The 24,967-nt window shown below is 57.2% G+C and carries 25 protein-coding genes; 12 read left to right on the top strand and 13 right to left on the bottom strand.

All coding sequences use genetic code 11. The features are described 5' to 3' along the window. The first annotated feature begins 91 nt into the window (after positions 1-91). The 6 genes from CU102_RS15635 (at position 92) to CU102_RS15610 (ending at position 7,318) form a co-directional block, all read left to right on the top strand. Positions 92-1,585: a replicative DNA helicase gene (locus CU102_RS15635; protein WP_106712034.1), complete on the top strand. Its 1,494-nt coding sequence runs from the start codon at positions 92-94 to the stop codon at positions 1,583-1,585. A 118-nt stretch (positions 1,586-1,703) separates the two neighbouring features. After that, on the top strand, positions 1,704-2,870 hold the full coding sequence (gene alr, locus CU102_RS15630; RefSeq protein WP_106712033.1) for an alanine racemase: 1,167 nt from the start codon (positions 1,704-1,706) through the stop codon (positions 2,868-2,870). Beyond that, on the top strand, positions 2,870-4,270 hold the full coding sequence (radA, locus tag CU102_RS15625) for a DNA repair protein RadA (RefSeq protein ID WP_106712032.1): 1,401 nt from the start codon (positions 2,870-2,872) through the stop codon (positions 4,268-4,270). The genes alr and radA overlap by 1 nt, the downstream gene beginning before the upstream one ends. Positions 4,271-4,329: 59 nt before the next feature. Then, positions 4,330-4,929, top strand: coding sequence for a CvpA family protein (locus CU102_RS15620; RefSeq protein ID WP_106712031.1), 600 nt, complete (start codon positions 4,330-4,332; stop codon positions 4,927-4,929). 166 nt (positions 4,930-5,095) lie between these two features. Continuing rightward, the gene (purF, locus tag CU102_RS15615; RefSeq protein ID WP_106712136.1) at positions 5,096-6,556 is read left to right on the top strand and encodes an amidophosphoribosyltransferase; all 1,461 of its coding nucleotides are present in this window, start codon (positions 5,096-5,098) and stop codon (positions 6,554-6,556) included. Between the two features lie 9 nt (positions 6,557-6,565). Further along, positions 6,566-7,318, top strand: a complete 753-nt coding sequence (locus CU102_RS15610; protein WP_106712030.1) for an SDR family NAD(P)-dependent oxidoreductase — start codon at positions 6,566-6,568, stop codon at positions 7,316-7,318. Here the strand turns inward: CU102_RS15610 and CU102_RS30430 are convergent. Further along, on the bottom strand, positions 7,315-7,548 hold the full coding sequence (locus CU102_RS30430) for a helix-turn-helix domain-containing protein (RefSeq protein ID WP_245425359.1): 234 nt from the start codon (positions 7,546-7,548) through the stop codon (positions 7,315-7,317). The two genes, CU102_RS15610 and CU102_RS30430, sit on opposite strands and share 4 nt — an antisense overlap. Positions 7,549-7,777: 229 nt before the next feature. After that, positions 7,778-8,278 carry a hypothetical protein gene (locus CU102_RS30425; protein ID WP_133624557.1) on the bottom strand — a complete coding sequence of 167 codons (501 nt, stop codon included), beginning with the start codon at positions 8,276-8,278 and terminating at the stop codon, positions 7,778-7,780. 183 nt (positions 8,279-8,461) lie between these two features. Between CU102_RS30425 and CU102_RS15595 the strand changes: the two genes are divergently transcribed. Continuing rightward, positions 8,462-9,457 (top strand): alpha/beta hydrolase family protein, encoded by a 996-nt coding sequence (locus CU102_RS15595; RefSeq protein ID WP_166648448.1) that lies wholly within the window; start codon positions 8,462-8,464, stop codon positions 9,455-9,457. 56 nt (positions 9,458-9,513) lie between these two features. After that, complete coding sequence (locus CU102_RS15590; RefSeq protein WP_106712135.1) at positions 9,514-10,557, top strand: alpha/beta hydrolase family protein; 1,044 nt, start codon at positions 9,514-9,516, stop codon at positions 10,555-10,557. A gap of 19 nt (positions 10,558-10,576) precedes the next feature. On the opposite strand, the gene pssA is transcribed toward CU102_RS15590, so the two are convergent. The 5 genes from pssA to CU102_RS15565 all read right to left on the bottom strand — a co-directional run bounded on the left by pssA (position 10,577) and on the right by CU102_RS15565 (position 15,913). Beyond that, entirely contained in the window at positions 10,577-11,419 is an 843-nt protein-coding gene (gene pssA / locus CU102_RS15585; protein WP_106712026.1) for a CDP-diacylglycerol--serine O-phosphatidyltransferase, read from the bottom strand. 10 nt (positions 11,420-11,429) lie between these two features. Next, on the bottom strand, positions 11,430-12,128 hold the full coding sequence (locus CU102_RS15580) for a phosphatidylserine decarboxylase (protein WP_106712025.1): 699 nt from the start codon (positions 12,126-12,128) through the stop codon (positions 11,430-11,432). Positions 12,129-12,281: 153 nt separating this feature from the next. Then, positions 12,282-14,168: an ABCB family ABC transporter ATP-binding protein/permease gene (locus CU102_RS15575; RefSeq protein ID WP_425351560.1), complete on the bottom strand. Its 1,887-nt coding sequence runs from the start codon at positions 14,166-14,168 to the stop codon at positions 12,282-12,284. Positions 14,169-14,170: 2 nt separating this feature from the next. After that, positions 14,171-14,512 (bottom strand): ArsR/SmtB family transcription factor, encoded by a 342-nt coding sequence (locus tag CU102_RS15570; RefSeq protein ID WP_245425358.1) that lies wholly within the window; start codon positions 14,510-14,512, stop codon positions 14,171-14,173. A 120-nt stretch (positions 14,513-14,632) separates the two neighbouring features. Beyond that, entirely contained in the window at positions 14,633-15,913 is a 1,281-nt protein-coding gene (locus CU102_RS15565) for a LysM peptidoglycan-binding domain-containing protein (RefSeq protein WP_106712023.1), read from the bottom strand. A 174-nt stretch (positions 15,914-16,087) separates the two neighbouring features. On the opposite strand from CU102_RS15565, the gene CU102_RS15560 reads away from it, so the two are divergent. Continuing rightward, on the top strand, positions 16,088-16,693 hold the full coding sequence (locus CU102_RS15560; RefSeq protein WP_106712022.1) for an LOG family protein: 606 nt from the start codon (positions 16,088-16,090) through the stop codon (positions 16,691-16,693). Positions 16,694-16,711: 18 nt separating this feature from the next. Beyond that, positions 16,712-17,722 carry a CorA family divalent cation transporter gene (locus tag CU102_RS15555; protein WP_106712021.1) on the top strand — a complete coding sequence of 337 codons (1,011 nt, stop codon included), beginning with the start codon at positions 16,712-16,714 and terminating at the stop codon, positions 17,720-17,722. Here the strand turns inward: CU102_RS15555 and rarD are convergent. From rarD to cysS, 4 genes are all read right to left on the bottom strand, one after another. Further along, positions 17,719-18,684: an EamA family transporter RarD gene (rarD, locus tag CU102_RS15550; protein WP_166648447.1), complete on the bottom strand. Its 966-nt coding sequence runs from the start codon at positions 18,682-18,684 to the stop codon at positions 17,719-17,721. The genes CU102_RS15555 and rarD overlap by 4 nt on opposite strands. A gap of 124 nt (positions 18,685-18,808) precedes the next feature. Next, on the bottom strand, positions 18,809-20,422 hold the full coding sequence (gene cimA, locus CU102_RS15545; RefSeq protein WP_106712020.1) for a citramalate synthase: 1,614 nt from the start codon (positions 20,420-20,422) through the stop codon (positions 18,809-18,811). Then, positions 20,419-20,925, bottom strand: a complete 507-nt coding sequence (locus CU102_RS15540; RefSeq protein ID WP_106712019.1) for a GFA family protein — start codon at positions 20,923-20,925, stop codon at positions 20,419-20,421. The genes cimA and CU102_RS15540 overlap by 4 nt, the downstream gene beginning before the upstream one ends. Beyond that, positions 20,922-22,370, bottom strand: coding sequence for a cysteine--tRNA ligase (gene cysS, locus CU102_RS15535; protein ID WP_106712018.1), 1,449 nt, complete (start codon positions 22,368-22,370; stop codon positions 20,922-20,924). The genes CU102_RS15540 and cysS overlap by 4 nt, the downstream gene beginning before the upstream one ends. 445 nt (positions 22,371-22,815) lie before the next feature. Here cysS and CU102_RS29910 point away from each other — a divergent pair, with 445 nt between their 5' ends. Next, positions 22,816-22,983: a hypothetical protein gene (locus CU102_RS29910; protein WP_166648446.1), complete on the top strand. Its 168-nt coding sequence runs from the start codon at positions 22,816-22,818 to the stop codon at positions 22,981-22,983. Here CU102_RS29910 and CU102_RS15525 read toward each other — a convergent pair. Further along, entirely contained in the window at positions 22,960-23,574 is a 615-nt protein-coding gene (locus tag CU102_RS15525; RefSeq protein WP_106712016.1) for a LysE/ArgO family amino acid transporter, read from the bottom strand. The genes CU102_RS29910 and CU102_RS15525 overlap by 24 nt on opposite strands. Before the next feature lie 36 nt (positions 23,575-23,610). Next, positions 23,611-24,375, bottom strand: coding sequence for an SOS response-associated peptidase (locus tag CU102_RS15520; RefSeq protein WP_106712015.1), 765 nt, complete (start codon positions 24,373-24,375; stop codon positions 23,611-23,613). A gap of 108 nt (positions 24,376-24,483) precedes the next feature. Between CU102_RS15520 and CU102_RS15515 the strand changes: the two genes are divergently transcribed. Next, positions 24,484-24,915 carry an NUDIX hydrolase gene (locus tag CU102_RS15515; protein ID WP_106712014.1) on the top strand — a complete coding sequence of 144 codons (432 nt, stop codon included), beginning with the start codon at positions 24,484-24,486 and terminating at the stop codon, positions 24,913-24,915. The last annotated feature ends 52 nt before the right edge of the window (positions 24,916-24,967 follow it).

Here is a 24,967-nt window from a genome sequence, read left to right as displayed (position 1 = left end):
TTGTTGTTGTGGATTGAAATGTATGTTTCGACCCCGCGTTGCGCGGTTAATTGCGCCATGACCATAGTGAAGGAGAACGGGGAAACACGAGATGGCAGAAGCAACGGTACGCAAGATCAATGAGGCGCGGGACGCATTCTACCGCGAGGCCCCGAATAATATCGAGGCCGAACAAGCGCTTCTTGGCGCAATCCTCGTCAACAACGATGCCTTCTACCGCGTATCTGATTTCCTGAAGTCGACCCACTTCTACGAGCCGCTGCACCGGAAGATTTTTGACGTCTCATCTGACATGATCCGCATGGGCAAGATGGCCAATCCCGTCACGCTGAAGACATTCCTGCCGGCCGAGGAAAAGGTCGGCGAGATGACGGTGATGCAATATCTCGCCCGTCTTGCTGCAGAAGCCGTGACCGTCATCAACGCGGAAGACTATGGCCGGGCAATTTACGATCTTGCCACACGCCGCGCGCTGATCACGATCGGCGAAGATATGGTCAATATCGCCTATGACGCGCCGGTCGATGTGGCGCCTCAGGGCCAGATCGAAGATGCCGAGCGGCGGTTGTTCGAACTTGCCGAGACCGGACGCTACGATGGCGGATTCCAGACATTTACCGATGCGGTCAAGACCGCTGTCGACATGGCCAACGCGGCCTTCATGCGCGACGGTCACCTTTCCGGCATTTCTACTGGCATTCGGGCGCTCGACGCCCGAATGGGCGGCCTGCAGCCATCCGACTTGATCGTGCTGGCAGGACGTCCGGGCATGGGCAAGACGTCGCTCGCCACGAACATCGCGTTCAACATTGCCGCCGCCTACGAGCCGGAGCAACTGGCGGATGGGACCTTCAAGGCGAAGAATGGCGGCGTTGTCGGGTTCTTCTCGCTCGAAATGTCGTCCGAGCAGCTGGCAACCCGTATCATCTCGGAGCAATCGGAAATCAGTTCCTCGAAAATCCGACGTGGCGAGATCAGCGAGGCCGATTTCGAGAAGCTGGTCGCCTGTTCGCAGCACATGCAGAAGGTACCGCTCTATATCGACCAGACCGGTGGTATCTCGATTGCACAGCTCGCAGCGCGTGCGCGGCGGCTCAAGCGCCAACGGGGACTCGATGTCCTCGTCATCGACTATATTCAGCTGATGCAGGGCTCGTCGAAGCGCGCGTCGGAGAACCGCGTGCAGGAAATCACGGAAATCACCACGGGCTTGAAGGCGCTCGGCAAGGAACTGAATACGCCGATCATCGCCCTTTCCCAGCTCTCCCGTCAGGTGGAAAGCCGCGAAGACAAGCACCCGCAGCTGTCCGACTTGCGCGAATCGGGTTCGATCGAACAGGACGCTGACGTTGTGCTTTTCGTTTACCGCGATGAGTATTACATCAAAAACAAGGAGCCAAAGGCGGGCACTGAGGAGCATTTCAAGTGGCAGGCCGATCTCAACGAAGCCATGGGCAAGGCCGAAGTCATCGTGGCCAAGCAGCGTCATGGTCCGACGGGCACTGTGCGGCTAGCGTTCCAGGCGGAATACACGCGCTTTACCGACCTTGCCGAAGACTCGCATCTGCCAGAACGCTTCGAGTGATCGGGTTTCGTGCTGGCGGACACCCACTTTGTCAGGTAGCTTCGCCCGATGCACACACATCGGCCTCGCCACCTCCGCGTGGATTGTCTCGCCATCCGAGAAACAGAACTGATCCAACATGACTGCAACCCGCTCTAACATCACGACCACCGGCGCCGATCCCAGGCTCGCGGGCGGGCGGCTCACAATCGACCTCGACGCTCTTGTCGCGAACTGGCGGCTTCTCGCAGAAAAGTCGCCGGCGGATACGGGAGCCGTGGTGAAGGCTGACGCCTATGGCCTGGGTATCGTGCACGTCGTACCAGTGCTGTGGCAGGCGGGATGCCGCACGTTCTTCGCGGCGCTGCCCGAGGAAGGTTTGCGCGTGAAAGCTGTCGCGCCCGATGCCCGGGTGTTCGTCCTCAATGGTTTCTTCGCTGAGGCTTTTCCGGTTTATGAACAGTCCAATCTGATCCCGGTTTTAGGCTCTCTGCATGAACTCAGCCTGTGGAAAAAGCTGAATAAGGGCCGCAAAGACAAGCTGCCTTTTGCGCTGAATGTCGACACGGGCATGAACCGGCTGGGCCTCAACGTCGATGAAGGGCTGGCGTTTGCCGCGGATGGACGGGCCGAAAAGCCGATCCTTTTGATCACGCACCTGGCAACGGCCGATGATCGGGCTCATGCATTGAACCAGAAGCAATTCGAATCTTTTCAAGAGCTTCGCGCCGCCTTTGCAGGAATTGAATCAAGCATCGCCAATTCTCCTGGCATCTTTCATCCGGCAAGTAGAGAATTCGATCTCAACCGCCCAGGTGTTGCGATATATGGCGGAGAGCCGCTTTCGGACACGCCCAATCCTATGCGTCCGGTGGTGACTCTGGAGGCACGTATCGTCCAAATCCAAACTGGTGTGAAGGGTGAAACGGTTGGCTATGGCGCGACGACGACTCTGCAACGCGATACGCGCATCGCCATTTGTTCAGTGGGCTATGCGGACGGTTACCTTCGATCTGCTTCAGGCAGCGGGGTACCCTTGCGCAATGCGGTGCCTGGCGGCGGTGAGGGTTTCGTGGCCGGCAAGAAAGTACCGATCATCGGCCGGATTACCATGGACCTCACCTCGTTCGATATTACCAATCTCGCCGAGGATGCCGTAAAGCCGGGCGACTATATTGAGCTGTTCGGCCCGAACATTGCGCTTGACGATGCCGCCCGTTCGGCCGGCACCATAGGTTATGAATTGCTGACAAGCCTCGGAAATCGTTACCACCGCCGCTATCTCCATTCCGGACAGAGCGACTGATGGCAAAAACGAGAATTCAATTCATTTGCCAGAATTGCGGCGCTGTTCATGCGCGCTGGGCGGGAAAGTGCGACGAGTGCGGCGAGTGGAACACGCTCGTCGAGGAAGGCACATCCGGCGGCATCGGCAGCGGGCCAGGCAAACTGTCGAGCCGCAAGGGCCGCGCGGTCGCTTTGACCACCCTCTCCGGCGAGATCGAGGATGCACCGCGCATCCAATCCGGAATCAACGAGCTTGATCGCGTCACCGGCGGTGGTTTTGTTCGCGGTTCGGCCATCCTCGTCGGCGGCGATCCGGGCATCGGCAAATCCACCCTGCTCACCCAGGCGGCCGCCGCATTGGCGCGCAAAGGCAATCGCGTCGTCTACGTTTCCGGTGAGGAAGCGGTGGCACAGATCAGATTGCGCGCCCAGAGATTGCATGCTGCCGATACGGATGTGCTGCTCGCCGCGGAAACCAATGTCGAGGACATTCTGGCAACGATCTCCGATGCAAAGCGGCCGGACCTGATCATCATTGATTCGATCCAGACGCTTTGGACCGACGCCGCCGATTCGGCACCGGGCACGGTGACCCAGGTGCGGGCCGGAGCCCAGGCCATGATTCGTTATGCCAAGCAGACCGGCGCGGCGGTGGTTCTCGTCGGCCATGTGACCAAGGAAGGCCAGATCGCCGGGCCACGCGTCGTCGAGCATATGGTCGATGCGGTGCTCTACTTCGAGGGTGAAGGCGGTCACCACTACCGGATTCTTCGCACCGTCAAGAACCGCTTCGGGCCGACCGACGAAATCGGTGTGTTCGAAATGTCGGACCGGGGATTGCGGGAAGTCGCCAATCCTTCCGAGCTTTTTCTCGGCGAACGCAATGAAAAGTCGCCTGGAGCCGCGGTTTTTGCCGGCATGGAAGGCACGCGGCCGATTCTCGTCGAGATCCAGGCCCTCGTCGCACCCTCTACGCTCGGCACTCCCCGCCGCGCCGTTGTCGGATGGGATGGCAACCGGCTGTCGATGATTCTCGCGGTGCTCGAAGCGCATTGCGGCGTTCGCTTCGGTCAGCATGATGTTTACCTGAATGTGGCGGGTGGATACCGCATTGCCGAGCCTGCAGCCGACCTTGCCGTTGCATCTGCACTGGTTTCCTCTATTGCCGGTATTGCCCTTCCCGCAGATTGCGTCTATTTCGGCGAAGTCAGTTTATCTGGCGCGGTTCGCCCGGTGGCGCACGCAGTGCAGAGGCTGAAGGAAGCAGATAAGCTTGGGTTCAAACAGGCTGTTCTTCCCAAGGGAAGCAACGATGTCTCAAAGAACGGCAATGCTCGTCTGACCGAGACGGCGTCGCTGCCGGACCTTGTGGCCCGGATTGCAGCGTCGGGACCCGGTAAAAGACAACGCGAAGACTGACCACCAAGCCGATCTAACGAGGCTTTGGCTGATCAGGTTTGAATTGGGGACTGTAAATAATGCCGATTACGTTGCTTGACGGAATTCTATTGGGCATCACCCTCGTTTCGGCGGTCCTTGCCATGGTGCGCGGCTTTTCCCGGGAGGTGCTATCGGTTGTCTCCTGGGCAGCTGCCGCTGCGGCTGCTTACCTCTTTTACAAGCCCGTCGTGCCCTTTCTCACGCCATATATCAGCAACGACACCATCGCGCAGATCGCTGCCGCCGGCCTCGTCTTTGTGGTCACGCTGATTGTCGTGTCCATCATCACCATGAAGATTGCAGATTTCATCATCGATAGCCGCATTGGCGCGCTGGACCGGACGCTCGGCTTCCTCTTTGGTGCAGCACGCGGCGTGCTCCTGGTTGTCGTTGCCATGTTGTTCTTCAACTGGCTGGTGACTGACAACCAGCCGGCCTGGATCGCCCAGGCGAAATCCAAGCCGATGATCGATTCACTGGGGGCAAAACTGATCGGTCTGTTGCCGGAAGATCCGGAATCGACCATTCTCAACCGACTGAAGCCCGGTACAACGACGGCACCTGATACTGCCCCAGACGGCACCGCAGCGCCGGAACCCAAGGAAGACATTCCTCCGGAAGGTACGACAAACCAGTAATTGGGCGCATGAACGACATAACTGCGTCAATATTGGCACTTATCGGCACTTGGCGTTTGTTTGGTAATGCTCCATATAGTGTGGCATAATGCAAGCTAGACACAATTGAATCTGCGGCGAAAGGCTGGCGGTAATGACCGACATTTCTCGTAACGATACCCAATTGATGTCCCTCGATGATGACACACTGCACGAAGAGTGCGGTGTGTTTGGCATTTTGGGGCATCCCGACGCTGCAACCCTGACAGCGCTCGGGCTGCATGCCCTGCAGCATCGCGGGCAGGAAGCAGCCGGTATCGTCTCCTATGATGGCCGGCAGTTCTGTTCGGAACGCCGAATGGGTCTCGTCGGTGATCACTATACCAACCCGGCCACCCTCGCCCAGTTGCCCGGCGACCGCGCAATTGGCCATGTCCGCTATTCCACGACTGGCGATACGGTCCTGCGCAATGTCCAGCCATTGCTCGCCGAACTCGAAGTTGGCGGTATCGCCATTGCCCATAACGGCAATTTCACCAATGGCCTGACACTGCGTCGCCAGTTGATCGCCGATGGTGCTATCTGCCAGTCGAATTCCGATACGGAAGTCGTGCTACATCTCATTGCGCGTTCACGCAGTGCCTCGTCCAGCAACCGTTTCATCGATGCGATCCGCCAGATGGAAGGCGGTTATGCTATGCTCGCACTGACCCGCACCAAACTTATTGCTGCGCGCGACCCTATCGGCATCCGCCCGCTCGTCATGGGCGAACTTGACGGCAAGCCGATCTTTGCATCTGAGACCTGTGCACTCGACATCATCGGCGCCAAGTTCGTGCGCGACGTGGAGAATGGTGAAGTGGTGGTTTGCGAGATCCAGCCAGATGGTTCGATCAGCATCGATGCGTTCAAGCCACAAGTTCCCAAGCAGGAACGGCTGTGCCTGTTCGAGTATGTCTATTTCGCCCGACCCGATTCCATCGTCGGCGGCCGCAACGTCTACACCGCACGCAAGAACATGGGCATCAATCTTGCCAAGGAAGCGCCGCTTGAGGCCGATGTCGTCGTCCCAGTTCCGGATGGCGGTACGCCCGCAGCGATCGGTTTTGCGCAGGCTAGCGGCATTCCCTTCGAACTTGGCATCATCCGCAACCATTATGTCGGACGTACCTTTATTGAGCCTACCCAATCGATCCGGGCATTCGGTGTGAAGCTGAAGCATTCGGCCAACCGTGCCGTAATCGAAGGCAAGCGCGTCGTGCTCGTCGATGACTCGATCGTGCGTGGAACTACATCGGTCAAGATCGTGCAGATGATTCGCGATGCTGGTGCACGCGAAGTCCATATCCGCGTGGCCAGTCCGATGATCTTCCATCCTGACTTCTATGGCATCGATACGCCGGATGCCGACAAGCTGCTGGCCAATCAATATGCCGACCTGGCCGCCATGTGCGATTATATCGGCGCCGATTCGTTGGCGTTCCTGTCAATTGACGGGCTGTACAAGGCTGTCAGCGGATCGCCGCGTGATGCGCGCGCGCCGTTGTTCACCGATCATTATTTCACTGGCGATTACCCGACACGGCTTCTCGACAAGGACGGCCCCAGCAACGTCCACAAACTATCGCTTCTCGCAAATAACGGTTGAGCATAACTCATGATTTCTGACGGCAGTTTTCGGCTGGACGGCAAGCTTGCGCTTGTCACCGGCGCATCCCGCGGCATTGGCTATTCCCTTTCCAAAGAACTTGCAGCCCGCGGTGCTCATGTGATTGCTGTTGCCCGCACAGTTGGCGGGCTTGAAGAACTCGACGATGAAATCAATGCGGCTGGTGGCACGGCAACGCTGGTGCCCTTGGACTTGACCGATATGCCAGCGATTGACCGTCTCGGCGGTTCTATCCATGAGCGTTGGGGCAAGCTCGACATCATGGTGGCAAATGCCGGGGTACTCGGGACGATTTCGCCTATTGGTCATGTCGAGGCAAAGGTTTTCGACAAGCTGATGGCGATCAATGTTTCCAGTGTATGGCGGCTAATTCGCACCACCGACCCGCTTCTGAAGCTCTCTGACGCCGGCCGCGCCATTCTGCTGTCATCAAGCGTTGCGCACACGGCACGCGCTTATTGGGGTCCCTATGCAGCATCCAAGGCAGCTATCGAAGTCATGGCGCGCTCATGGGCAGAGGAATCCCGCCAGACGCGTCTGAGGGTGAACTCTGTCAATCCCGGCGCGACTCGAACGGCATTGCGGGCGCAGGCCATGCCGGGCGAAGACCCCGACACGCTGCCAACACCAGCCGAGGTTGCCGCCAAGATTGTATTGCTCTGCGATCCCGCACTCGACGCAACAGGCAAGCTCTACGACGTGCGGTCTGACAAACTGTTGAGCTACAACGACCCGAGCTAACCGGCCAGGCGTACGACGCTATCACTGGTTACATTTGCCGATGACGTCCGCGCACGCCATGCCTTCGGACTTGTACCGGTCACGCGCAAAAATTCGCGGTTGATGTTTGATTTTGTCTGAAAACCCGCGTCAAACATGATCCGGGTGATCGGCTCATCCGTGCCGGCCAGCAGGCGGCAGGCTTCCTTCACCCGGTAATCATTGACATATTGCGAGACGCTCATCCCCATCACTCGATTGATGGCAGTCGAGACTTGTCGAGCCGAAACGCCCATTTTGCGGGCGAGGCGGTTGAGGTGGCGGCGACGCTGTCTTGGGGCTCTTCGGAAGGCGCGCTAGTGCCAGCGACAGTTGCCGCCGTGCCCAGAACAAGCAACGCTAATACGTTGCCGAATGCAACAATGCCACCCGAGTAGACACCGCCGGTTTCGGCAAAGTCGAGACTGATTACAATATCGATCAGGCCCGAGAGAGTATGGCGAACGCTGTAACCTGCAATGCCCGGTAGGTGCTGATCACGCCATCAAGCCTCGACGAGGCGAGCGCATTCGGTCCTGCCCATGCCAGCGCCGCGAGCGCGATGCCATAGCCGAGAAAAATCAGAATGAGTGCAAGCGAAATAGGGGCTGGCCAGAACGCAATGAAGCCAACGATCATCAGGGCCGGAAGCGCATGCAACAGCAGGAGCGGCCGCCTCGCTGGCGACCGCCCGTCTCTCAGCCCTACGAAACTCAGCCAGGCCAGTGCAGGAACGATCGCCGCCAGAACCGCCTGAACTGGCAGGATCTGGGTGACCCCGTAACCCCAGCGCACACCGATCACGACCGACTGCAAGACGTAGAAAGCAATCAAGGCGGTAAAGAACAGGTTGCGAGCATTGCCGTCGTTCCGCCGGACCATCTGGACCAGCAGGATGAGAAGCAGAAAGGCTACGACAAAAGGCAAAGGGACAAAGAGCATGGCAACTACCGGCAAATTGATTGGCGCCACAGTGTCCTGAAACACGTTTCGGGACGACCTTGAATGCGATCAAGGTCGAAATTCCCAAAGAAAGCAAGCTTCTTGGTCGCAACGGCAATCAACACCGTGACATCCGTTGGTACGGGCCGATCGCTCCAACCATTAAATGGCAAGGACGTTTCCATGAAAATACTCACACTCTCAGCGATGCTTTCTTTTCTTGCTTTCAGCATTCTTCCCGCTCAGGCTGCGGGATTGCAGCTTATCGAAGTGCCCGAAGACACTCTTGGACCCGCCATTGCTGGCGCGGTCTGGTACCCGTGTGCCGGTACACCGACTGAAATCAATATTGCCGGTTTTGATATGAAGGCGGTACAAGACTGCCCCATCAGCGGGACCAAACATCCATTTGTTGTTGTCTCACATGGCGCGGGTGGCACCTTTGGCAATTACCACGGACTGGCCGAACTCCTCGCTGACAACGGCTTCATCGTCGCAGCCATCAATCACCCGTTGGACAGTGGCCAATCCAAGGTGAGAAATCCCGGCGATATTGCCTCGATGGTGCAGCGACCCATGGACATTTCCCGGTTGATTGATTTCATATTCTACAATTGGCCGGAAGGAGCAAGAATTGACGCGATACGCGTTGGTTTCATCGGCTACTCAAGGGGTGCCTTCACCGGCCTTGGATTGGTCGGCGCTGATCCCGATTGGAAACGTCTGCTCGACAATTGCCCTGTATATCCCGGAAACCGCTTTTGCGAACAGATCCGGTCCGGTCCAATCGCTCCCATGTCTCACGATGGAAGAATCAAGGCCGCTGTCATTGTCGACTCACCGGCAGGGCCGCTTTTCCCGAGCTCTGGACTGCGCGATATAACAGTGCCGCTACAGTTCTGGGCATCGGAGCGTGGCGGAGACGGCGTATCCCCCGACGATGCAGCAATGATTGTAGAGAACCTTCCTATCAAGGCGGATTTGCGCGTCGTTCCCAATTCCGGTCATTTCTCCTTCCTTCCCCCTTGCACCATGGAATTTGCGCGACGCACTGCGGAGGATGAACCTGAGCTCTGTACGGACAAGACGGGCTTTGACCGCGCTGCCTTCCATAAGCAGTTCGACGCGGAAATCCTGGCCTTCTTCCGCAAAAATATAGTCGAAGTCACGAAACCCTAAGAGAAATACTCCCCCCGAACATATCCAAATGTAGCGTTAGGACGATGGAGATTCCGATGAAATTCTGGACAACGCTTTGTGTTGCCGTCATTTCGATTATCACGCAGTCAATGGCCGATGCAGACGTTAATGTGGGCGTTCGCCAAATCCTTGCGCCGTCGAAGGAGCGTGGCGTCGATCTGGATGTGACCGTCTGGTATCCGGCGCAAGCGGGAGGCGAGGAGGTTCTGCTCGGCGACAATGCGTTCTTCGTCGGAACGTCTGCTATGCGCGACGCGCCGATCTCAGATGGGAAGTATCCGCTCATCCTGCTTTCGCATGGTGCTGGGCTTGCGGGCAGCGCGCAAGCCTTGAGCTGGATTGCAACGCCGTTAGCCGAGCACGGCTTCGTTGTTGCCGCTCCTACTCATCCGGGAAACACCGGAAGAAATAGATCAGCCTTTGAAACAATGAGAATATGGTTGCGACCTGCCGGTCTCATCGCAACTTTTACAATAGAGACAGACGCATTTTTCCAAAACCATCTTGATCAAGACAAGATCGGTGTTCTTGGTCTTTCCTTGGGTGGCAACACAGCTTTGGCCATAGCGGGTGCTCGCATAGACCCACTACTCTTGGCGGGCTATTGCGATACGGACTTGCTCAATCCTTCGCTTTGTGGGTGGGTCAGACAGAGCGGTGTTGATCTTCATGCGATGAATTTGGAATCTGCAAATCGTGACAATAGAGATGAACGCATTCGGTTTGCCATGGCAATTGATCCTGCCCCATCCGATATCTTTGAAGTCAAAAGCTTTGCCAGCATTAGAATTCCAGTTGATATCATTAATCTCGGTCAACCGGGGAAAATCCCCGGGGCGGCCCAAGCCTCCGGGATTGCAAAAGCAATCTCAAATGCGAGGTATGCAGTGGTCGAAGATGCGAGTCATTATAGCATGTTTGCCGAATGCAAGCCGAACGCCTCCAACATTATTGCTGCTGAAAAGATTGACGATCCGCTTTGCGGCGATGGTGGCGGGCGGTCACGCGCCGAAATTCATGCACAGCTCATCGATATGATCAGCAAAGCCATCGAACCGACGCTGAAACCCGACAATTAAAAACAGATCGGCTGGGGAGTCAGGAAACGGCTTCGGAGCCATCCTTTTCAGAACTCATAAGCGACGCTGCGTCGGCCGCTTCAAAACGCTTCCACGCCCTGGCGCTGAAGGGCAGCGTGATGAAGAATGCTATCGTCGTCAGCGTCAGCGTCTCCCATGTAAAGCTCATCAAGAATGCCACATAGACGACAATGAACAGGAACGTCGGCATCACCCAATCCGAACGCAGCTTCGTGCCCGCAGCCTTGCCGCTGTAGACCGGCAGGCGGCTGATCATCAGGATCGCGACACCCACCGTATAGGCGGCCGCTGTAAAAGCCAGCGTGCGGGTCGGCGCAAGGCCGAGGAATCCGAGATAGACCGGCAGCATCACCAGCATGGCGCCGGCCGGCGCCGGAACACCGGTGAAGAAGTTATTCTGCCACAGGGGCTTGTCCACCACGTCCAGCATCACGTTAAAGCGGGCAAGGCGCAGACAGCAGGCAATGCAATAGAGCAGCGCGGCAATCCAGCCGAATGAACGCGCCTGATCGAGCATATAGGCGTAGAGAACCAGAGCTGGTGCTACGCCGAAATTGACGATGTCAGCAAGCGAATCCATCTGGGCGCCAAATTTCGTCGATCCCTTCATCATCCGTGCAATGCGGCCATCGATGCCGTCGAGAAATGCAGCCAGAAGTACCATGGAAACCGCGAGTTCAAAGCGGTTTTCGAAAGCGAGCCGTATCCCGGTCAGCCCGGCGCAGATTGCCAGAACTGTAATCACGTTGGGAGCGAGATAACGCATGGGGATGCGCGAGCCGGTCAGCCCCCGTACCTGCGGTTTCTCGTCGAAGAGTGGATCGGCTTCGTGTTCGCTCATTCCGGTTGCCTCAGCTGATGCGAACGAGTGGAGCGCTGGCCGCGCCGCCGAACTCTGCGATCACGGATTCGCCGCCGACGGAGATCTGGCCAATCGCGACGCGCGGGGTGAAGCCTTCCGGCAAATAGACATCGACGCGCGAGCCGAAGCGGATCAGACCAAAGCGTTCGCCGATGGCAATTGCAGTGTTTTCATCGGCCCAGCAAACGATACGGCGTGCCACAAGACCAGCGATCTGGACGACTGCCACCTCCCCGTTCGGACTGTCGATCAACAGGCTGTTGCGTTCGTTTTCTGCGCTCGCTTTGTCGAGTTCGGCATTCAGGAATTTGCCGGGCTTGTGAACGATCGTTGAAATACGTCCACGCACCGGAGCGCGATTGATGTGGCAGGAGAAGACATTCATGAACACCGAAATACGGGTCATTTCCTTCTCACCAAGCCCGAGTTCGCGCGGCGGCACTGCAGGTCCGACTGCCGAGACGATGCCATCGGCCGGGCTGATCACCAGCTTGTCATCGGTTGGTGTGACGCGCTGCGGATCCCGATAGAAATAGATGCACCAGGCGGTAAGGATGACACCGATCCAGAACAGCGGTTCCCAGAAATATCCGAGGATGATCGTCGCGCCTGCAAAACCGGCGATGAACGGATAGCCTTCCCGATGAATAGGCACCAGTGTGTTACGGATGGAATCGACAACGCTCATTCGTTTGTTCCTGATTGTGCCGGTAACTTAGCAAGGGACATCCCATGAAACGGCAACTACTCCAAAGGATTTCGAGCGTTACTTATCGGAGATCAACGAATTGGGCAAACCTTTCACGCGGACCGATCCGCGTGATCTCCAGGTTTTTCAGCGTTACGCTGGCAGAGCAGGTTTGCCGCGGATGACGACGCCAAGATCGTCTTCCGCCTGAACCCGGCGCAGCCGCTCCTCGGCCTCGGTGGCTTCGCGCTGGCGATTCCACATGGAGGCGTAGAGCCCATGCTTGGCAAGCAGCTTCAGGTGCGTCCCGCGCTCGGCGATCACGCCGTCCTTCAGGACAATGATCTCATCTGCGCCGATGATCGTCGAAAGCCGATGCGCAATAACCAGTGTTGTACGGTTGCGGCTGACCAGATCGAGTGCTGACTGGATCTCATGTTCAGTCGCGCTGTCGAGCGCCGATGTTGCTTCATCCAAGATAAGAATCGGCGGGGCTTTCAGAATGGTCCGGGCAATTGCAACACGCTGTTTCTCACCACCAGAAAGTTTCAAACCACGCTCACCAACCATGGCGTCATAGCCTTCAGGCAAGCTTTCGATGAACGGCCCGATCTGCGCAAGTTCCGCAGCATTGCGCATTTCCTCGTCGGTCGCGCTGATGCGGCCGTAGCTGATATTATAAGCAATGGTATCGTTGAACAGGACGGTATCCTGCGGCACCATTCCGATTACCGAGCGCACACTTTCCTGCGTCACGTCGCGAATATCCTGACCGTCGATGCTAATGGATCCACCCTGAATGTCGTAGAAGCGGAACAGCAGTCGTGACAGTGTGGACTTGCCCGCACCAGAGGGGCCGACAATGGCCACAGTCTTGCCAGCCGGTACATCAAAACTGACGCCCTTCAGAATGGGGCGTTTCGGATCATAGGCGAAGTGCACATTGTCGAAGCGCACAGAACCGCGATCGATCGTCAACGGTTTTGCGCCTGGCTTGTCCATCACTTCCTGCTCAACGTCGAGGAGGTCGAACATCTGCTCGATGTCCGTCAGGCCCTGACGAACCTCGCGATAGATGAAACCAATAAAGTTGAGCGGGATGGATAGCTGCATCAGCATGGCATTGATGAAGACGAAGTCACCTATGGTCTGTGTTCCGGCAAGGACCTCCCTGCCCGACATGATCATCATGACGGCCATCCCTGCACCGAAGATCACTGCCTGACCAAAGTTCAGCCAGCCAAGCGAGGTCCAGATGCGGGTCGCGGAGATTTCATAACGCGCCATGGCCGTGTCGAAGCGCTTCGCTTCCATCGCTTCATTGCCGAAGTATTTTACAGTCTCAAAGTTGAGCAGCGAATCGATCGCCTTGGAATTGGCATCAGTATCCGAGGCGTTCATGTCTCTGCGGATACTGATGCGCCAGTCGCTGGCTCGAACGGTAAACCAGGTATAGAGCCACACCGTCGCAACTACCACAGCGAGGTAAGACAGGCCGTATGTGACAGCGAAGATGACAGCAGTCAGCAAGAATTCGATGATCGTTGGTGCCGTGTTCAGAATGGTGAACCGCACGATCGTTTCAATGCCCTTCGTGCCGCGTTCGATGATGCGAGAGAGCCCGCCGGTGCGGCGCTCCACATGGAAGCGCAGCGACAGGTCGTGCATGTGCACGAATGTCCTGTAAGCCAATTTTCGCACTGCATACTGGCCGACACTAGCGAAGAGCGCATCGCGCAATTGATTGAGCCCCGCCTGAACGATGCGGGCTACATTGTAGGCGGCCACCAGCATGAGCGGGCCGATCAGCAGCACGGGCACGAGCTCGGACGTCTCGAGTTTGCCATTCAGCGCATCGGTTGCCCATTTGAAGAAATAGGGCACCAGCATCAGGACAACCTTGGAAATCAACAGGTATACGGTCGCCCAAACGACCCGCATTTTCAGATCCGGACGTTCGTCGGGCCACATATAAGGCCAGAGATTGCGAATTGTCTGGAGTGTCTTTCCAGACTCGGCCGAGACGGTTTTATTAGCCACGATTAATCCTTGTGAACAATTTCGGGCTGAGGCCGCGCCACTTCCCCGACCATTGTCTCTGGCGGACAGCACAGATTGGCCATGTCGTTGATGAACGACGCGACATCGGCAAATGCTTCCGGATTGATGCTGTAATGGGAACTCTGACCTGCTGGCCGGTAGTGCACTAAACCGGCATCGACGAGAATCTTGAGATGTTGCGACACGGTCGATTGCGCCAGGTCAAGTTGTGCAACGATGTCCTTGCAGCAGGAGGCGTCGAGGCAAGCCAGTTGCCGGACGATGCGCAACCGTGCCGGGTGCGCCAGCGCGGCAAGCACACGCGCCGTATCAGCGTCTGCCACAGACCATTCAAAGCGATTGGTGCACTTCATCGTTCATCGGCGATAAACGATACAAGTTTCCAATGCAAGCAGGAAACACGAATGACCTACTCCGAAACGGGTGACCGCAGGTCGATTTTTCTATTGCTGTACCGGCTTGTCCTTCTTCGGCAAGCTAAACACCTGCCCGGGGAAAATCATGTTCGGATTGCGGATCTGTTCTTTGTTGGCCAGATAGATTGTCGTGTAGCGCATTCCCTCGCCGTAAGTGCGGCGTGAAATTCGCCAGAGATTGTCACCCCGACGGATGATCACCGATCCCTCGACATTCTTCAAAGGTGCTTCGACGTCGGGGGCTTGCACGGCCTGGGCATCCGTCTGCGGTGCAACGGCACCTGTCGAGGTCTGCGAACCATCGACCGAAGGCGCCGGAGCCGGATCCGCAGACGCCACGGCCGAAACGCGGTCGCCTGCTTCCCGTTTGAACGGAACAGCTGCCCGGGCAGCAACGGTCACACCATCTTTGCCGATCATATCAGCGCGCACGATGTAGTCACCAACGGCCAGTTCGCGAACCGCCTGTACGAGAAAGCGACCGTTTGGCGAAGTCTTTGTGACGCCAACCAAATCGTCATTGGCATAGACTTTGACGGTCGAACCTGCCTCGGCCGTCCCGGCAATGAAGAGTTTGTTGCCCTCGATCTCCACTGCTTCAACGGCGATCAACGCTTTTTCATCGGGTGCGACCACCGGCTTGTCTCCCTTCGGAGCAGCGGCGGTTGCTGTTTCAGTCGATGCAGCCGGCGGTTCAACAGCTTGTGGTTTGGTGATCATGCGGCTTGGCTGGCCGGACTGCTCCACCAGCGCCAACACCTGGCCGGTCTTTGTCTCGGGAATTGAGACAATTGCTGTCTCAAGCGATGTCATTGCTGTTCCGTCCGGCAGTGTCGAACGCAGAACAAGCTGATAGTCACCAGGCTTCAACGGATCATCCAACACGATGACGAAGTCGCCGCTCTCCGACGATTTCGTTGAACCGATTACGTTGGAGCGTGCAAGGAGATCAACGGTTGCATTCTTGCCGGCCTTGCCGGCGATGACCATTGCGCCCGAGGGTTCGACGCGCAAGACATCAAACGTCGGTGCGATTGGCTTTGCCTCCGCCACCTCACCTTGCGGCGCAGCTGCTGCAGGAGGAGTTTGCGCAGCCTGAGGGGCAGGAGCCGTTGTATCTGGAGCCGGGGGCGTTTGGGTACCGGGTGCTTGCGGTTGCGGCGCAGTTTCGGTCTGCGCCGTGCCGCTGACGGGCGCGACTGGTTTATCCAAAGTTGGCTTGCCTGGCAGGTATCCCATGTAAGCAGCCGCGAGCCCCACCGCCACGACTGAACCTAACCCCAAGAACGCAAATTTATTGTTGATCATTGTTCCCCGATCCTCTTGTTCTTTTTGCTCTAGCGCCTTTTGTACCAAGCTACAAGAAAACCCTTTAGATTCAGCCCTATTCTTTAGACTTACTCACCAGAAATCTCACTCGAGCATTTTGTCGCCTTTGTATCGGGCTTGACGTTTTGCGATGCACAAGGCACCACTCATCGAATGAGCAAGATTCGATCCATTTGCGTCTATTGCGGTTCCTCGCCCGGCCGCGATCCAATTTACAAACAAAGTGGCAAGCTTCTCGGCAAGTCTATCGCTGAGCACGGGCTTGAGCTTGTCTATGGCGGCGGCACCAAAGGCATCATGGGCGCAGTCGCAGACGGCGTCATGTCTGCGGGCGGCAGGGTCACCGGGATCATTCCGAAGTTCCTGATGAACAAGGAAGCCACCGAACACGCGCTTGGCCAGCTTTCCGAATTGATTGTTACCGAAGACATGCACGAGCGCAAGCACAAGATGTTCGAACGGTCGGACGCTTTTGTCACCCTGCCCGGCGGTATTGGCACAGTTGAAGAGATCGTGGAGATCATGACCTGGGCGCAGCTCGGTCGCCATCGGAAACCTATGGTCTTCGCCAATATCAATGGCTTCTGGAACCCCATGCTGGCGCTCATTGATCATATGAAGGCAGAGGGCTTCGTTCATACGTCACATTTGGTCAACCCGCTCGTGGTAGAAGCTCCCGAAGAAATCGTGCCTGCCGTCCTGAGTGCCTCAGCAAAGGGCGATCGCGAAGGCAACGAAGCGATTATCGGGCGGATGTAGGAACCGAAAAGGGATCTCATGGCGGACAGTGTAACCTCCGATCCCGCATCCATCGTCCCCAAGCTTCATAATGATGATTTTGTTATAACCCACGGTTTTGACCCGGATGGTGCGCTGTTGCAAAAGGCGGTTCCCTCCGCGCAGGCGGCTTGGATGTGGAAGAGCTACGCCCTTGCCGATGCCAGAGCGCGACGCTCAATCGAAACAGACGAAAACCTGCCGGAATTGGTCAAGGAGACATTTCTCGCCACAGGGGACCAATACCAGATCAGCTATGAGGATGGGTGGCTGTTCGGCGAATTGCCCGACCTTCAGCACGAGCACTATGGTGATCCGCGTGAACTGGGTTATTTCCGGTTTGCCTTCAACGACCGGCTTTTCATCAGCGGGCGGCGCCATCCGCTCCAATCGGTCGACGACGTGCGGCAGTCCATCAGCCGTGGCAAGATCAAGCCAGCATCGCCGATTGCGCTGTTCAATGCCATCTTTCGACGCTTTCTCGAGCTTCTGAAAGCCGAAATCGCCCAACTTGCTGAGACGCTCGATTCAATCGAAGATCACATCGTCGGCGAAAACTGGCAGGGCGAGCGCGAACGGCTCGTGCCGGTCCGGCGCCAGATCGTTGTCTTTCACCGCTACCTGACGGCAGCGACAAGTCTGTTCCGCCACATCGACCATGCGGATCGCCGCGCCCTCCCCGAAGACCTGGACGACCTGATCGAAGGCTTGTCGCGCAGGGCCGCAACGTTGCACGCCGAAGGAGAACAACTGCAACAGCGAGCGCGATTGTTGCAGGACGAACTGCTGGCGAAGCTCACCGATCAGTCGAACCAGTTTCTTTATGTCCTATCGGTCATGACGGCGGTGCTGTTGCCGACAAATGTCATAACTGGCCTGTTCGGCATGAACACGGAGGGCCTGCCCTTTTCCGGCAATCTGCACGGATTCTGGGTAGTTGCATTCATTGCCTTGGTGATCTCGGCAATCGTCTATCTGCTCGTACGCAGGATCGGCGGCTCGAGAAACTAGGCCGTTTCCACTGATCTTGCTTTGCGTGCTTCGTTCAACATGGACCAGGTATAGATCGCTAGTGCTGACCAGATCAGCGCGAAGGCGATGAACTGGATATGCGAGAATGGCTCGCCGAAGATGAATATCGCGCTCAGGAAGACGATCGTCGGCGCGATATACTGCATAAGACCAATCGTTGTGTAGCGCAGGAGCTTCGCACCAAATGCATATAGAATGAGCGGTACCGCCGTGGCTGGGCCAGCAAACAACAGCAGGGCGATGTCATGGGCGTTGCCATTGAAGAAATGGCTGGTTCCCTGTGACACCGTCCAGAATATATAGCCGAGCGCAGGTACAGAGAGGAGCAGAACCTCCAGCATGAAGCCCTGTGTCGGACCGATCGGCAATGTCTTGCGGAAAAAGCCGTAGAAGCCAAAACTGAAGGCGAGGACCAGCGAAACCCATGGCAAACCGCCGGACGACACCGTCAGCAGGATCACGGCAGAAGCTGCCAGCGCGACGGCCAGGATTTGCGGCTTCGACAGACGCTCCGAGAGGAAAATGCCGCCAAGGACAACGTTCACCAGAGGATTGATGTAATAGCCAAGCGCCGTATCGATGGCATGGCCGCTGCCGATAGCCCAGACATAGGTGCCCCAGTTGAGCGTAATGAGCGAGGCCGTCAGCACAGCCATGGCAAGCATGCGCGGGGTCGTGAGCGCGACTTTCAGATCACCGAACAGACCGAGCCACCAGAGCAGCGCACCGGCGATCGGCACAGACCAGATGACGCGGTGAGCCACCACCTCGAGCGCGGGCATATGGGCAACTGTCTTCAGGTAGAACGGCAGGACGCCCCATAGCAAATAGGCCGAGAGCGCGAAGACGAACCCTTTTTTGCCGTCCGACATGTGAACTGTCGATTCCGTTGTCACGGGGCAAACAGTCACGGCGCCGTTATGGTTGATTTGCTCGGTCATGACGCGAAGTCCTATTCTTCGGGCCACGCGCCGTCCATTGAATTCGGCTGATCAATCGATCAAGACGGTTGATGTTTTTTGCGCCATTTCGCACGCCATTTGTGCAATGCCCGATCGAATTCACTCATTCGGCAGCAATTTTGCCTGCCAGATCGCGGTTTTTCATCAGTTTGTAGACGACTGAGTCCATCAAGGCCTGGAATGATGCATCGATAATGTTGTCGGACACGCCGACCGTCCACCAGCGGGCGTTACTGGAATCGGTCGACTCGATAAGAACCCGCGTAATGGCTTCCGTGCCGCCATTGAGAATACGCACCTTGAAATCCGCCAGCACGAGGTCATCGATCTCGTGCTGATAACGGCCCATATCCTTGCGAAGTGCGAGGTCGAGCGCGTTGACCGGACCATGGCCCTCCGCAACGGACATGCGGGTCTCGCCGTCTATCTCCACACGCACCACCGCTTCGGAGACCGTCTTGATATTGCCATTGGCATCGAAGCGGCGCTCGACCATACAACGGAAGGAGTCCACTTTGAAGAACTCCGGTACAGTGCCGAGCGTGCGCCGCGCAAGCAATTCGAAACTCGCATCCGCGCCCTCGTAGGCATAGCCTTCCGCTTCATGCTCCTTGACCAGTGCGATCAGCGTGTCGAGCCGCGGATCGGACTTCGCAACGGGAATACCGCGACGTTCCAGTTCATTGATGAAATTGGATTTTCCGCCCTGATCAGAGACCATGACCTTGCGGCGGTTACCAACCGTTTCCGGCGGAACATGTTCGTAGGTTGCGGGCTCCTTGATGAGGGCCGAAGCGTGGATGCCGGCCTTTGTGGCGAAGGCAGACGTACCGACAAACGCACCTTGAGGATTGGGCGCGCGGTTCAGCAATTCGTCGAAACTGCGTGACAGGCGGGCGAGCCCCTGCAATTTCTCCAGACTGATACCGGTCTCGAAGCGATCCGACCACGCAGGCTTCAGCATCAGTGTCGGGATGATCGTGACGAGATTGGCATTGCCGCAGCGTTCGCCGATTCCGTTGAGCGTGCCTTGCACATGCCGAACCCCGGCATCGATCGCGGCGAGCGAATTGGCAACGGCCTGCTCCGTATCGTTGTGAGCGTGAATACCCAGGTGATCGCCAGGGATGAGTTTTGTCACCTTGCGGACAATCTCCGCCACTTCCGCAGGCTGGCTTCCGCCATTGGTATCGCACAGGACAATCCATCGCGCGCCCGCGTCATAAGCCGTCTTCGCACAGGCGAGTGCATAGTCCGGATTGGCCTTGTAGCCATCGAAGAAATGCTCGCAATCGACAATAGCTTCCTTGCCAGCTTCAATGGCCGCCTTCACGGAAGCATCGATAGACTCGAGATTTTCTTCATTGGTGCAGCTGAGTGCGACGCGGACATGATAGTCCCAGCTCTTGCCGACGAAACACACCGTGTCCGCTGACGAGCGAATGAGCCCGGCAAGACCGGGATCGTTGGAGGCTGATACGCCCGCACGTTTCGTCATGCCGAAGGCTGCAAATTTCGCGCGCTTGGTGCGTTTTTCGGCAAAGAAGGCTGTGTCGGTCGGATTCGCGCCAGGGTAGCCGCCCTCGACATAGTCGAAGCCGAACTCGTCCAGCATATCGGCGATGACCTTCTTGTCCTCAACCGAAAAGTCGATGCCCGGCGTCTGCTGGCCATCGCGCAATGTCGTGTCGAAGAGATAGATCCGTTCTTTTGTCACTCGCCCGCCTCCCCTCGCGGCCCCATTGGCGGCCACTGATCCGTATCATGGTCCGGGTGCTGGTAGGATATCATTGTTTTGACGAATTCTGCCGATTCCGGATCGTCTTCGGTCGTGTACCCTGGAAGGGCGGACAAATCGTCGACATAAGGAAGCTTTCCTTCCAGCCCCCACTGGACGGTGGGACCCAACTCCTCCGGGTGATCGAAGGCGGCAATGGCAAGCGCCATGCCGTCCGGCGCTTCGTAAGTCAGAGGGGTCCCGCAGTTTGCGCAGAAGCCCCGTTTGACGTGATTGGACGACTGGAACCGCTTCGGCTCTCCCCTTGTCCATGAGAAGTCAGCACCTCGTACCGATGTCAACGGCGCGAAGAAATTGCCGAATGCCTTTTGACACATCCGGCAATGACAGATCGACGCGTCACCGAGCTTGCCTTCGACCCGGAAGCGGATGGCACCGCACTGACACCCGCCGGTATAGACGGGCCTGTTGTCGAGACTCATCGCTTCACCTCCCAGGTCGTCACACGCTCGCCCGTCTCCGGGTCCTTGCCATCCTTCAGCTGGATGCCCTTTTCGAGCAATTCCTCGCGGATGCGATCGGCTTCTGCAAAGCTTTTTGCAGCCAGCAAAGACAAACGGTTGTGAATCTTGGCGTTGATCTCACTCTCTAGTTCAGTCGAAATCGAAGCAGCGTGCAGATCAATGCCCAACAGGCCAAACGCTGCCCGGTAGTCCGCAGGTTCGAGAGACCGCGATCTCCTGATCGAAGCCAGCCAATTGATCAGGCCTGGGGTGGCGAGATCGTCCGACAGGATTTCGACAGCTTCGTCGGGGATAGTACCAACGCCGACATCGCCCACATATTCGCGGGCCTTGGCGAGGATATTTTCCGCCTCTTCCAGTTTTCTCACGCTAAAGTCGATCGGTTCCCGATAATTGGTCATGAGCATGGCAAGACGCAACACTTCGCCCGGCCACTTACGGTCGCCGAAAGTGGTCGTCTCCAGCAACTCGTGGATTGTCACGAAATTGCCGACGCTCTTCGCCATCTTCTGGCCCTCGACCTGCAGGAAGCCGTTGTGCATCCACACATTGGCCATGCGGTCCGTGCCAAAAGCGCAGCATGACTGGGCGATCTCGTTCTCATGGTGCGGGAAGACGAGATCGATGCCGCCGGCATGGATGTCGAAGATGTTCTTCATCGGATCGTCGCAATGCAGACCGCCGCCGAATGGCGCGAGCAGCTTGGCCATCGACATGGCCGAGCACTCGATATGCCAGCCAGGACGCCCGAGCCCCTCGATGCCCGCCGGAGACTGCCAGCCGGGTTCTCCTTCCCTGGACGGCTTCCACAACACGAAATCCATCTCGTCCCGCTTATAGGATGCAACATCCACCCGTGCGCCAGCCAACATGTCGTCGGCAGAGCGGCGGGAAAGCAAGCCATAACGCGGGCCTTTGACGGCGTTCATTGCCGACGGGGAAAACAACACATGACGATCGGCCACATAGGCAACGCCGCGCTCGACGAGGCGGTCGATCATCGCGACCATCTCGGCAATGTATTCGGTTGCGCGTGGCTGGTCCGACGGCTGAAGGTTGCCGAGCGCGGCAACGTCGGTCTGGAATTGCCAGTTCGTTGTTTCCGTGACCTTGCGGATTGCTTCGTTGAGAGGCAGGTCCGGAAAATCGCGGGCCGCGCGCGCGTTGATCTTGTCATCGACGTCGGTGATGTTGCGCACATAGGTGACATGCTGTTCGCCATAGAGATGGCGCAGCAGGCGGAACAGGACGTCGAAGACGATCACCGGCCGGGCATTGCCGATATGGGCATAGTCGTAAACGGTCGGGCCGCAGACATACATGCGCACATTCTTCGGATCGATTGGCGCGAAGGTTTCTTTCGTGCGGGTGAGCGTGTTGTATAGGCTCAATTGCTGCGGCATGTCCTGGATCTCAAAATTTGGGGTTCATCGTCAAAACGCATATCATCGCACTGGCCTGGCGACCGGAGCGTTTCACATCTTTGGTAACGATTTTTGAGACGAAAACGGCCGGGCCAGCAAGTGCTAGCTGATAATAATCCGACAGGTAATAATAATCGTGACGGGCAACGTTTTCATGCGGGCATTTATGGGCGAGCGCGCGGCAATCGTCAAGCGCCGAACACGTTGCATTCCATCGCAATTGCAGATGGAAAACCGCCCCAAACTTTCCAGCAATCGCTCCTTACGCGCGGTGTTGCATTTTTGTCGCCTTCTCCATGGTTAATCCATATTAACCGAATAGCCCAAAATCCTCCCGGAAAGTGCCTTTTTTCCGGCCAATTTGACCGGGAATCCTCAAGGCTTAGACAAAAGGGGAATAGGCCCCGCCAAAAGGACCAAACCCATGACCACCAAACAGCAAACGGCAAAGCCGCGTGAAAGCGCCCGCGCCGACAGTCTTGCCTCACAATACCGGGCGATCGGCCCGGCCGCCATTCTGGCAGCAGTCCTCAGCACCGTTCGCCAGCGTCCGCAGTTGAAACTGGCTTCAATTGTTCAGGAAACTGACTAACAGGCTCAAGGCAATACCGGCCATCACGAGGCCGATCAGAACGTCAAGCACGCGCCAGGCAGCCGGCTTTGCAAATACCGGCTGCAATAGCCTCGCACCATAGCCGAGGCCAAAGAACCAGATGAAGGATGCAAGTGCTGCGCCAGCGCCATAGGCCGCGCGGTTGACGCCTTCAAAGCGGGCCGAAAGCCCGCCAAGCAGAACGACCGTATCGAGATAGACATGCGGGTTGAGGAAGGTCAGCGCCAGAACGGTGCTGATCGCCACCTTCAAATTGCCATTTCCTGACGTCGCAGCCTGCAGAACTTCCGGATGAAAGGCACGCCGAAAGGCAATAGACGCGTACCAAAGCAGGAAAACCGCGCCACCGAGCGTCACGAAGGAAATCAAGGTTGGTGATTGGGCAATCAGGGTACCGAGCCCGGCAACCCCGGCGGCGATCAATAGCGCATCAGAGAGCGCGCAGATCAGGCTCAGAATAAAGAGGTGCTCGCGCAGTAGTCCCTGACGCAATATGAAGGCGTTTTGCGCGCCGATCGCAATGATAAGCGACGCGCCAAGAAGAAAACCGGAGAGTGCGGCTGAAAACATCGGATGGAATTCCTGGAGAATTGGGGGATGGGTAGCCTAGAACAGTTTCATCTGGTCATCGGGCTCCGGCGGTTTGGCACGTCCCGGTTTCTTGCGCACTTCCTGCGTTTCGGTCACCCGCTCCTGTATCTCCGGTCCCGTGTTTGCGAAATTGTTGACCTTGTCCGACACCGGAATGGCCTCGAAGAAATCAGCCTGCGCAGGCTTCAGCAGGTCAGCAATATGGCGGGGCTCCTGCGTCTTGCAGTCAAGCCAGCGGGCAAAATCCTGTCGTTCGATGACCACCGGCATGCGGTCATGGATGAAACGAAGATTTTCGCTGGCACCGGTTGTCAGGATTGCACCCGTATCCATCTCCGACCCCTCAGCGTTCGCCCACGGCTCGTAGAGCCCGGCAAATGCGAAAATCCCTCCATCACGCGGCCTGACCCAGTAGGCCTGGGACTTTCGATCACCGTCTCGCCGCCATTCATAGAATCCCGACGCCGGGATCAAAGCGCGCCGGTGACGCATTGCGGTTTTGAATGAGGCTTTCTCGATGGCTGTTTCCGAACGGGCATTGATCATCAAGGGATAATTTGCGGTGTCCTTTACCCAGCCAGGAATAAATCCCCAGCGTACCAGCAATGCCCGGCGGTCCGGCCGATTGCTACCCGGCGGTGGCGTTTCACCGCTGACCACCATGAGGATCGGCTGCGTGGGGGCGATGTTGAAGCGCGGCGGGAAAGTCCCGATGTCCATCAAATCGAACAAGGCTTCGATCTCATCCGGTGTTCCAAGGAGTGAAAAACGTCCGCACATGCAATTGGGGCCTGGTTTGGTTTGGAGGTGGCGATCATCCGTATTTGTGATACCGGGTCAAGTCTTAGACCGCTTGTCAAAGGCTGCACCAACACTTACCCCTGATATATGGACCAGATTCCCCTCTCCGCAACTGTCGACGGTGTTTCAGCTGTCTGTATTCGCGATCAGGCATTCCTTCTGGTCGAGCGTGGACGTGAGCCGTCGAAGGGCTGGCTTGCATTCCCGGGCGGACGACGCGAGGAAGGCGAGACGCCACAGGAAGCGGCGATCCGGGAGCTCCTTGAAGAAACCGGCCTGGTTGCGACAGAGGTTTCCTACCTCACGACGGTGACATTCGACTATTCCACTGCTGAATTCCCGTCGCCGAAGCCTTTCCGCCTCGCCGTGTTTCTCGCCCATGATCCCATGGGGGAAGCCGTGGCCGCTGACGATGCAGCATCAGTGCATTGGTTGCGCGTTGAAGACATGGCGGCATTCGACGTGACGACAAGCGTGTTGGAAGTTGCCCACCACCTCGCTCGCTCCTTCAAAAGTTGAGGGTATTAACCATCAGCGCCTTGAAGACGCCTTGCTTTCGAGCAACATGCTC

Source organism: Phyllobacterium brassicacearum, from assembly GCF_003010955.1.
In the GTDB taxonomy this organism is placed as follows: Bacteria; Pseudomonadota; Alphaproteobacteria; order Rhizobiales; family Rhizobiaceae; genus Phyllobacterium; species Phyllobacterium brassicacearum.
This window is presented reverse-complemented; position numbering and strand designations above follow the sequence as displayed.